This window comes from Asticcacaulis sp., from assembly GCF_020217185.1.
GTDB lineage: Bacteria > Pseudomonadota > Alphaproteobacteria > Caulobacterales > Caulobacteraceae > Asticcacaulis.
In genome coordinates, this window is the sequence record NZ_JAIWNX010000114.1 from 1 (window position 1) to 10,000 (window position 10,000).

Genomic DNA, 10,000 nt, shown 5'->3' on the forward strand with positions numbered 1-10,000 from the left:
TTGATCGTGCGTTCCGGGATGTTGATTTCGATCGTGTCGCCGTCTTCGACCAGCGCGATCAGACCGCCCTGCGCCGCTTCGGGCGAGGCGTGGCCAATCGACAGGCCCGACGTCCCGCCGGAGAAACGCCCGTCGGTCAGCAGCGCGCATTTCTTGCCCAGCCCCTTCGATTTCAGGTAGGAGGTGGGGTAGAGCATTTCCTGCATCCCCGGCCCGCCGCGCGGCCCTTCGTAGCGGATGATAACCACTTCGCCCGGCTGCACCTGATTGTTGAGAATCCCGTGCGTGGCGTCTTCCTGCGACTCAAACACACGCGCCTTGCCCGTGAAGCGCCAGATTTCCTCATCAACACCGGCCGTTTTCACGATGCAGCCGTTTTCGGCGATATTGCCGTACAGCACGGCCAGACCGCCATCCTTGGTAAAGGCGTGCTCGACCGAGCGGATGACGCCCGTCTGACGGTTTGAGTCCAGCTCGTCCCAGCGGCGTTCCTGAGAGAAGGCGACCGTCGTGCGCACGCCGCCCGGTGCCGCCTTGAAGAAGGTGGCCACGCGCTCATCATTCGATTGTTTGATGTCCCAGTGGGCGATGGCCGAAGCGAGGGTCGGGGCGTGCACGGTCGGCACTTCGCCGTGCAACATGCCGCCGCGGTGCAGTTCGCCCAGAATGCCGACAATGCCCCCGGCGCGGTGCACGTCTTCGATATGCACGCTGGAGGTCGCCGGGGCCACCTTGCACAGGCACGGCGTGGTGCGCGACAGGCGGTCGATATCCTGCATGGTGAAGTTGACGCCCGCCTCCTGCGCCGCCGCCAGCAGGTGCAGCACGGTGTTGGTCGAACCGCCCATGGCGATGTCGAGGCGGATGGCGTTTTCGAAGGCCTCAAAGGTGGCGATCGAGCGCGGCAGGACCGAAGCGTCGTCCGTCTCATAATAACGGCGGGTGTTTTCGACGATCAGACGCCCGGCTTCGTAAAACAGGGCCTTGCGGTCGGCATGGGTGGCCAGAGTCGTGCCGTTACCTGGCAAAGACAGGCCCAGCGCCTCGGTCAGGCAGTTCATCGAATTGGCGGTGAACATGCCGGAACAGGAACCGCAGGTCGGGCAGGCGGCCTCTTCGACGGCCTTGACCTGCGCATCGGAGATCGAATCGTCGGCGGCCTGCACCATGGCATCGACCAGATCGAGCGCGTGGGTGCGCTGCACGCCGTCCTTGTCCGGCCACACCACCTTACCGGCTTCCATCGGCCCGCCGGACACGAAGATGCAGGGGATGTTGAGGCGCATGGCGGCCATCAGCATCCCCGGCGTGATCTTGTCGCAGTTACTGATGCAGACCATGGCGTCGGCGCAGTGGGCATTGACCATATATTCGACGCTGTCGGCGATCAGGTCGCGCGACGGCAGCGAATAAAGCATCCCGCCGTGGCCCATGGCGATACCGTCATCGACGGCAATGGTGTTGAATTCCTTGGCGACTCCGCCGGCCTTTTCGATTTCGCGCGCCACCATCTGGCCCAGGTCCTTCAGATGGACGTGACCCGGCACGAACTGCGTGAAGGAATTGACCACGGCGATGATCGGCTTGGAGAAGTCGGCATCGGTCATGCCGGTCGCCCGCCATAGAGCCCGCGCGCCCGCCATATTGCGGCCGAAAGTCGTGGTGCGTGAGCGATAGGCGGGCATGGGAACCTCAGGGGCAATGCTGGGGAGAATGGCCACAAGATATATTGCGACGTGCGGCCATATAAAACGAACAAGGCGAATTGCAACAGCACCTCAGGCACCCGCAAACCTTCGCAGACGCATCGGGGATTTTTTTGCTCCTGCGAAACTGTTGCGCAAAGCGCGGCGGTTGTGGGGCAATTTTTTCACAGAAACCGCATACCGAAAAAATATTTTCAAAATATGGCTCTTTTTCATCAAGTTTCACCTGATAAATTCCGCCATTCGCCCGCTAAAGAAATTTTTTTTCAATTTTGCCTTTGCAATCGGTAAAGGTTTCAGTCTATATGATCTCACGACGCGGCCATGGTGGCCCGCCGAATGGAGACGCTTAAGGTGCGCAAGGCTATTGCCATCGCTGCCCGCATGGACGTTCAAGGCGCTGCCCTGAACCTGTCCGTTGCTGCGTCCGCCATTATCGTAGCCCTGATTAACCTACTCATCGTAGGCGTACTTGTACGCCCTATGATCACGGAGTGGTAGCGCAGGTCTGAAACCCGCCTGACGAGGAATAACCATCCTCCCGCTCCCTGACCAGAGCGGGCTTTTTTGTACATGCCTGCTGCCTGACCAACCTCAGTATCCCGCGTAAACCCCTGAAACCGAGATTTCGCCATGAACGCTCACGCTCGCATCATCGACCCGGCCGCCTTACCCGCCTCGAACTTCGTGATTCTGCACGGCTCGCTGTCGCCGGAAGGCTGCGTGATGACCGGTGGCGGTTTTGAGCGCGACCCGCATGAAGCCCGCGCCCGCGTCTTCGCCATGGAATCCGACGCCATTGCCGCCATTCAGCAAGGCCGCGTCGCTCACGGTGAGGCCATCGTCATCGCGGCCGCCGACGAGGCGGAAATGACGGCCATCTTCGGGGCGATCGCCGAGGCGGGTCTGCGCGACATCAGCCTGATCTCCAACGGGCGTTTTGCGGCGGCTTCGGAAGGTATCGTCATCGGCCACGTCGGCAAGGCGATCCGCTACGTCCAGAATTTCGACACCATCACCATCGACATCAAAAACCGCCGCCTCGACATCGACGCCGACATGGTGGCGCGCCGGGCGGATGGGCCGCGCGGCGCAAAGGTCAAGAACGGCTTTGCTCCGATGGGCAAGTACGCCGCCCTGATGGCTGAAGCCGACGCCGCTCAGGCCTGATCACCCTTTCCTTTTTCCTTTCAAAGCGACCGGCAAAGCCGGCACTCAATGGAGCCTCCCAAGTGAAAATCTATACCAATGACGACGTTTCGCCGGACAGCCTGAAGGGCGAACGCATCGCCATTATCGGCTACGGTTCGCAAGGCCGCGCCCACGCCCAGAACCTGAAAGAGTCGGGCGCTGATGTGATCGTCGGCGTGCGCGCTGGCGGTGCGGGTCACACCAAGGCGACGGCCGATGGTCTCGCCACGGCGGAAATCAAGGACGCGGTGAAGGACGCCACCATCATCGCGCTTCTGACGCCCGACATGTCGCACGCCGACATTTACAAGAACGACATCGAGCCCTATGCCCCCAAGGGCGCGGCGCTCCTGTTCGCGCACGGCTTCTCGGTCCTCTATGGCCGCGTCACCGCCCGTGAAGACCTCGACGTCATCCTGGTCGCGCCGAAGGGTCCGGGCGATCTGGTGCGTCGTGAATATCAACGCGGCCGCGGCGTGCCGTCGCTGTTCGCCGTGGATCGTGACGTCACCGGTCAGGCGGCGCGCAAGGCGCTGGGCTATGCCCGTGGCATTGGCGGCACCGTCGGCGGCGTGATCGAAACCTCGTTCCGCGAAGAAACCGAAACCGACCTGTTCGGCGAACAGGCCGTTCTGTGCGGTGGTACGTCAGAACTGATCCTGATGGGCTTTGAGACCCTGACCAACGCCGGTTACCGTCCGGAAATCGCCTATTTCGAAGTGCTGCACGAGCTGAAGCTGATCGTCGATCTACTGTATGAAGGCGGCCTAGAAAAGATGCACTCTTTCGTGTCGGAAACCTGCAAGTACGGCGACCTCGTTTCGGGTCCGCGCATCATCAACGAAGAAACCCGTGAGCGCATGGAAGAAGTGCTCAACGACATTCAGTCGGGTGACTTCGCGCGCGACTGGATCCTCGAAAACATGGCCGGTCGTCCGCGCTACAACGCCCTGATGCGTCAGGACCTTGAGCATCCGATCGAAACCGTCGGTCGTGACCTGCGTTCGCGCATGTCGTGGCTGAACCAAAAGGGTAACGGCTAATCGCCTCACCTCTTTTTCCCGGCAAGCCGGAAAAAGAGGTGGATACCTGAACGGCTAAGGAAGGGCTCGAAGCGGTTCTTCGCCCTTCCTCGGCTTTCTAAGGCTCAGTTCCGGCTTCGCCGGAATTGAGCCAGTTAAAAAAGAAAAATATCCGAAGGCCGTTATAACTTTCGTGGCCCGAGGCGATTTTTATCCACACCGAGAAGACACCTGGATTTTGCTTGCGAAATTCATGTGAGGACAACGATATGCCCACCAATAAACCGACCGGCGCGCAACTCGTCATCTCAACGCTGAAGGCGCTGGGCGTAGACGTGCTGTTCGGCTATCCGGGCGGCGCCATCATGCCGATCTATGACGCGCTGGCCGGATCGGGCCTGCGTCACATTCTGGTGCGCCACGAACAGGGGGCGTCGTTCGCCGCTGATTCCTATGCGCGCGCCACGGGCCGCGTCGGCGTCTGCATGGCCACCTCCGGCCCCGGCGCGACCAATCTGATCACCGGCATCGCCAATGCCTATATGGACTCGGTCCCGGTTGTTTTCATTACCGGTCAGGTCGCCACGCACCTGATGGGCACCGATGGCTTTCAGGAAGTGGACTTTCTGGGTCTGACCCTGCCGGTCGTCAAACACTCGTGGCTGGTGCGCGACGCCGCGCAAATCCCGGCCATCCTCGCCCGCGCCTTTGCCATCGCCAAGGAAGGCCGCCCCGGCCCGGTGCTGGTCGATATTCCGAAGGACGTCGCCGCCAGCTTTGTCGAAGCCTCCGAAATGGGCGAACTGCCCGCCTGGACGCCGGCCGCGCCGAAGGCCGACGCCATTGAAGCCGCGAAGGCCCTGATCGAGCAGGCGAAGAAGCCGCTGCTGTACATCGGCGGCGGCGTGCACATGGCCGATGCCGATGCCGAGATGCGCGACTTTGTCGAGCGCACCGGCATACCCTTCGTTTCGACCCTGAAGGGGTTGGGGACGGTTTCGACCTATCACGACCTGCATCTGGGGATGCTGGGGATGCACGGCACCCGCGCCGGGAACATGGCCGTGCAGGAAACCGATCTGCTGATCGCCGTCGGCGCGCGTTTCGACGACCGCGCCACGGGCAAGTTGTCGGCCTTTGCCCCACACGCCAAGGTCATCCACTTCGACATCGACCCGGCCGAGTTCCACAAGAACCGTCGCGCCGATGTGGCCATACTGGGCGACCTGAAACAGGCCCTGCCGGCCCTGCGCCCGACCATGCCCGACATTTCGGACTGGGTGAAGCTCAACAAGGCCAACAAGTGGCAGCACCGCTTCAAGTACGACGCGCCGGGCAAGGGCGTCTATGCCCCGGCCCTGCTGAAATCCCTGTCGGAAAAGGCGGGTAAAAAGTTTATCGTCGCCTGCGATGTGGGTCAGCACCAGATGTGGGTGGCGCAGCATTGCGAGTTTGAGCAGAACCGCGCTCACCTGACCTCCGGTGGGTCCGGCGCGATGGGCTATGGCCTGCCCGCCGGTATGGGGGCCAAGCTGGGCCTGCCCGACCACCACGTCGTCACCGTCTCCGGCGACGGCAGCTTCATGATGAATATTCAGGAGATGGCGACGCTGCGGCGCTACGGCATCAATCTGAAGATCGTCCTGCTCGACAACTCGTCGCTGGGGCTGGTGCGTCAGTGGCAGGAACTGTTCTACGAAGAAAATTACAGCGAAATCGACCTGTCCGACAATCCGGACTTTGTCGAGGTCGCCAAGGCGTTTGGCCTGAGTGCGTTCCGCATCACCCAGCGCCACGAGGTCGAAGGTGCCATCGACCGGCTTCTGGCCGCCGACGCCCCGACCCTGCTGCATGTGTTGATCGACCCGCGCGAAAACGTCTGGCCGCTGGTGCCGCCGGGCGCGTCGAACGCGGAAATGATGGAGGAGCGCTGGGATGAGCCAATCGATTCATATTGAGATCGACCGTCTGGAAGGCACGCTCCTGCGGGTGCTGGGCCTGATCGAGCGTCGCGGCTTCCACATTGATGAGATCGACCTGTACGATCTGGGGCCCGATACGCGCGGCCTCAGCGTCAGCGTGCGTCCGCGCGATGCGGGCCGCAATATCGACATTCTGGGGCTGCAAATCGACCGCCTCTATGGCATCAAGCGGCTTGAGCAGGCGCCGGAACGGGCGCAAACTGTCCGCCCTAACGCCGAAAAACTGAGCGCCTGAGTTCCATCATGAATGCCATCGTCCCCAACGACCCCAACCGCGTCATCGTCTTTGACACCACCCTGCGTGACGGCGAACAGGCCCCCGGCTTTTCGTTAGGCGTCAAGGATAAGCTGATGCTGGCCCACACGCTCAAGGACCTGGGCGTGGACGTCATCGAAGCCGGTTTTGCCGCCTCATCGCCCGGCGATGAGGAAGCCATCCGCACCATTGCCCGCGAAGTGGTCGGCCCCACCTTCTGCTCACTGTCGCGCGCGCTGGAATCCGACATCGACGCCGCCGCCCGCGCGCTGCTGCCCGCCAAGCGCAAGCGCTGCCACATCTTCCTCGCCACCTCGCCCATCCATCGCGCGGCCAAGCTGAAGAAGACGCGCGAGCAGGTGGTTGAAATCGCCCACAAGGCCGTCAGCTACGCCTCGACGATTTTCGACGAGGTCGAGTTCTCGCCCGAAGACGCCATCCGCACCGAACAGGACTTCCTGCACGAGGTCTGTATCGCCGCGGCCGAGGCCGGGGCGCGCACGCTGAATATTCCGGACACGGTCGGCTACACCACGCCGAAGGAAATCTATCAGATTTTCAGCGACCTGAAGGCCGCCCTCAAGGACCATCCGCAGGTCATCCTGTCGGCGCACAATCACGACGATCTGGGGCTGGGCGTTGCCAATACGCTGGCCGCCCTCGAAGCCGGGGCGCGTCAGATCGAAGTGACCATCAACGGCATCGGCGAGCGCGCGGGCAATGCGGCGCTGGAAGAGGTCGTCATGGCGCTGCGTACGCGGCCTGAGCTGTTCAAGCTGCACACCGGCATCCATACGCCGCTGCTCAGCAAGGCCAGCCACCTCCTGTCGCGCGCCACCGGCACCATCGTCATGCGCAACAAGGCGGTCGTCGGCCGCAACGCCTTCGCCCACGAATCGGGCATCCATCAGCACGGTATGCTGACCGATGCACGCACCTATGAGATCATGCGCCCGGAAGACGTCGGGGCGGAAAAGTCCAATCTGGTGCTGGGCAAGCATTCGGGCCGCCACGCCATCGCCAAGCAGGCAGCGGCGCTGGGCTTTGACCTTGACGAGCTGTCGCTGGGCGACCTGTTTGCCGCCTTCAAGCGCCGGGCCGATGAGATCGGCGAAATCGACGAGTTCGAGCTGATGTCGCTGCTCACGCGCGACAATGCCGACAAGGACGATGCGCGCCTGTTCAAGGTGTCGAGCGAAGTCACCAAGGACTTCGTCACCATCACGCTCGACCTGTTCCGCGACAACGGCGAACCGTTGAAGGTGACGGCCACGGGGCTCAATGCCTTTGAGGCCGGGTTCCGCGCTCTGGTGGACGCCTATCAGATCGAGGCGCGCGTCAATGACTGCGAAATCATCCAGTCGGGGTTCACCTTCGACGGCGGGGCCTTTGCAGAAATCAGTTTACAGATTAAGGGTGAGGCATACCGGGGCCGTGGTCGCGGCCCCGACCCTGTATGGGCCGGGCTTCGCGCCATGTGCGACGCTTTTGAAAAATACGTCTTCCTGCACGACCGGAAGACTCATGCCTCAAACCTGAATTCTGAGAAACAACATGAAACCGCTCGCTGAAAAAATCTGGTTCAACGGTGAACTCAAGGCGTGGGAGGACACCAAGGTCCACGTCATGACCCACGCCCTGCACTATGGCACCTCGGTGTTTGAGGGCGTGCGCGCCTACGACACGCCAAAGGGCCCGGCGGTGTTCCGCCTGACCGAACACACCCAGCGCCTGCTCGATTCGGCCCGCATCTATCACATGCCGGTCCCCTACACGCTGCAACAGATCAACGACGCCTGTAAGGAAACCCTGCGCGTCAACGGCCTGAAATCCGCCTATCTGCGCCCGATTGCCTTCCTGGGCGAATGCGGCATGGGCGTGACGCCGAAGCCGGAAAACGTCCGCGTCGATGTCGCCATCGCCGCCTTCCCGTGGGGCGCTTATCTGGGCGACGAAGGCCTGACCAAGGGCGTCGATGTCATCGTCTCCTCGTGGAACCGCGCCGCGCCGAACACCATCCCCGTCATGGCCAAGGCCGGCGGCAACTATCTGTCGTCCTACCTGATCGGCCGCGAAGCGCGCTCGAAGGGCTATGTCGAAGGTCTGGGCCTCGGCGTCGATGGGCGTCTGTCGGAAGGGGCCGGTGAGAACCTGTTCCTGATGATGGGCGGTAAAATCTACACCCCGCCGGTCTCGGCCTCCATTCTGGGCGGCATCACGCGCAACACCGTGCTGACGCTCGCCCGCGAAGAGGGCATCGAGATCATCGAGCAGGACCTGCCGCGCGAAATGCTCTACCTCGCCGACGAAGTGTTCATGACCGGTACGGCGGCGGAAATCACGCCGATCCGCACCATCGACGACATTCCGACCCGTGAAAACGGCCCCGGCCCGATCACCAAGCTGCTGCAGGCCCGTTTCCACGGCCTGTTTAATGGAACCACCGAAGACCGCTGGGGCTGGCTCGACTATGTCGATGCCAAGACGCCAGCTTAACCAGAGCTTTCGTCGGCTCAGTTGAGCCGCCGTATTGCTCTAATCTTTTATAACGCCTCATGTTTTTCCGAAAAGTGGCCACCACTTTTCGGCATGAGGCTAAAATCGCCTTTCCGGTATCGAAAAGGCCCCCACCACCATCTGCGCCCTGCGGGCTTGATGGTCCCCCTCCCCGGCACGCCGGGGAGGTATGAACATGACCCGATCATACCTCCCCAACTCGCTTGGGGAGGGGGACCGCACGAAGCGTAGCTGAGATGCGGTGGTGGGGGCTTTGCAGGTCCCGCGAAAGACGCATGTAACTGAGGCTCTAGGACGACCATCATGTCAAAACCCAAATCATTGTTCGAGAAGGTGTGGGAACGCCACATCGTTGAGGAAGAAGGCGCGGACAAGCCCGCCGTCCTCTACATCGACCTGCATCTGGTTCATGAGGTGACCAGCCCTCAGGCCTTTTCCGAGCTGGATGCGCGCGGCCTGAAGGTCCGTCGTCCCGATCGCACCTTTGCCACGCTCGATCACTCGATCCCGACACTGGCCCCCGATGCCGATGGCAACCGCCCCTATGTGACGGCGCAGGCCAAAAAGCAGGTCGAAACGCTTGAGGCCAATGCCGCCAAAAACGGTCTGCGCCTGTTCGGCTATGAGGCCGAAAACCGCGGCGTCGTCCACGTCATCGGGCCGGAAATGGGCCTGACCCAGCCGGGCTTTACGGTCGTTTGCGGCGACTCGCACACCTCGACCCACGGCGCCTTTGGCTGCATCGCCTTCGGTATCGGCACCTCGGAAGTCGGCCACGTTCTGGCCACCCAGTGCCTCGCTCAGCGTAAGCCCAAGACCATGCGCATCAACATCACCGGCGCGCTGCAACCGGGTGTGACGGGCAAGGACGTGGCGCTGACCGTCATCAACACGCTGGGCTTCTCCGGCGGCACGGGCTACGCGCTCGAATATGCCGGGCCGGTCATCGAAGCGCTCGACATGGAAGGCCGCATGACGGTCTGTAACCTGTCGATCGAAGCGGGTGCCCGCTGCGGCATGATCGCCCCTGACCAGAAGACGGTCGAGTGGCTGCGCGGCCGCGAATACGTGCCGCAAGGCGCGGCCTTTGACGAAGCCGCCGCTCATTGGCTGACGCTGAAGTCCGACGACGGCGCCGTGTTTGATAAGGAAATCACCATCGACGGTTCGGCGATTGAGCCGATGGCCACCTGGGGCACCTCGCCCGATCAGGGTGCGCCCATCGTCAAGGGCGTGCCCGTGGCCGCCAATGAAGACGAAGAACGCGCGCTGAAATATATGGGCTTCACCGGCGGCGAGGCCCGCGAGGTGGAGAAGGTCGATGTG

Annotated in this window: 8 protein-coding genes; 7 read left to right on the top strand and 1 reads right to left on the bottom strand. The window is 62.2% G+C overall.

The window, feature by feature from the left end; translation table 11 throughout:
• The coding region (gene ilvD / locus LDL37_RS05655) for a dihydroxy-acid dehydratase (RefSeq protein ID WP_290795449.1) at positions 1-1,685 on the bottom strand (1,685 nt) is incomplete at its 3' end.
• A gap of 654 nt (positions 1,686-2,339) precedes the next feature.
• Between ilvD and LDL37_RS05660 the strand changes: the two genes are divergently transcribed.
• The 7 genes from LDL37_RS05660 to LDL37_RS05690 all read left to right on the top strand — a co-directional run.
• A complete protein-coding gene (locus LDL37_RS05660; RefSeq protein ID WP_290795452.1) occupies positions 2,340-2,876 on the top strand; it encodes a dihydroxy-acid dehydratase in 537 nt (178 codons plus the stop codon).
• Positions 2,877-2,938: 62 nt separating this feature from the next.
• A complete protein-coding gene (gene ilvC / locus LDL37_RS05665) occupies positions 2,939-3,940 on the top strand; it encodes a ketol-acid reductoisomerase (protein ID WP_013478234.1) in 1,002 nt (333 codons plus the stop codon).
• A 248-nt stretch (positions 3,941-4,188) separates the two neighbouring features.
• On the top strand, positions 4,189-5,877 hold the full coding sequence (gene ilvG, locus LDL37_RS05670) for an acetolactate synthase 2 catalytic subunit (protein WP_290795458.1): 1,689 nt from the start codon (positions 4,189-4,191) through the stop codon (positions 5,875-5,877).
• Positions 5,855-6,136: an ACT domain-containing protein gene (locus LDL37_RS05675; RefSeq protein WP_272740755.1), complete on the top strand. Its 282-nt coding sequence runs from the start codon at positions 5,855-5,857 to the stop codon at positions 6,134-6,136. Before ilvG ends, LDL37_RS05675 begins: the two co-directional genes overlap by 23 nt.
• Positions 6,137-6,144: 8 nt before the next feature.
• Complete coding sequence (locus LDL37_RS05680; protein ID WP_126419456.1) at positions 6,145-7,728, top strand: 2-isopropylmalate synthase; 1,584 nt, start codon at positions 6,145-6,147, stop codon at positions 7,726-7,728.
• Positions 7,712-8,653: a branched-chain amino acid transaminase gene (locus LDL37_RS05685; protein WP_290795464.1), complete on the top strand. Its 942-nt coding sequence runs from the start codon at positions 7,712-7,714 to the stop codon at positions 8,651-8,653. Before LDL37_RS05680 ends, LDL37_RS05685 begins: the two co-directional genes overlap by 17 nt.
• A 324-nt stretch (positions 8,654-8,977) precedes the next feature.
• Positions 8,978-10,000: aconitase family protein (locus tag LDL37_RS05690; RefSeq protein WP_290795466.1), on the top strand; the 1,023-nt coding region annotated here is incomplete at its 3' end.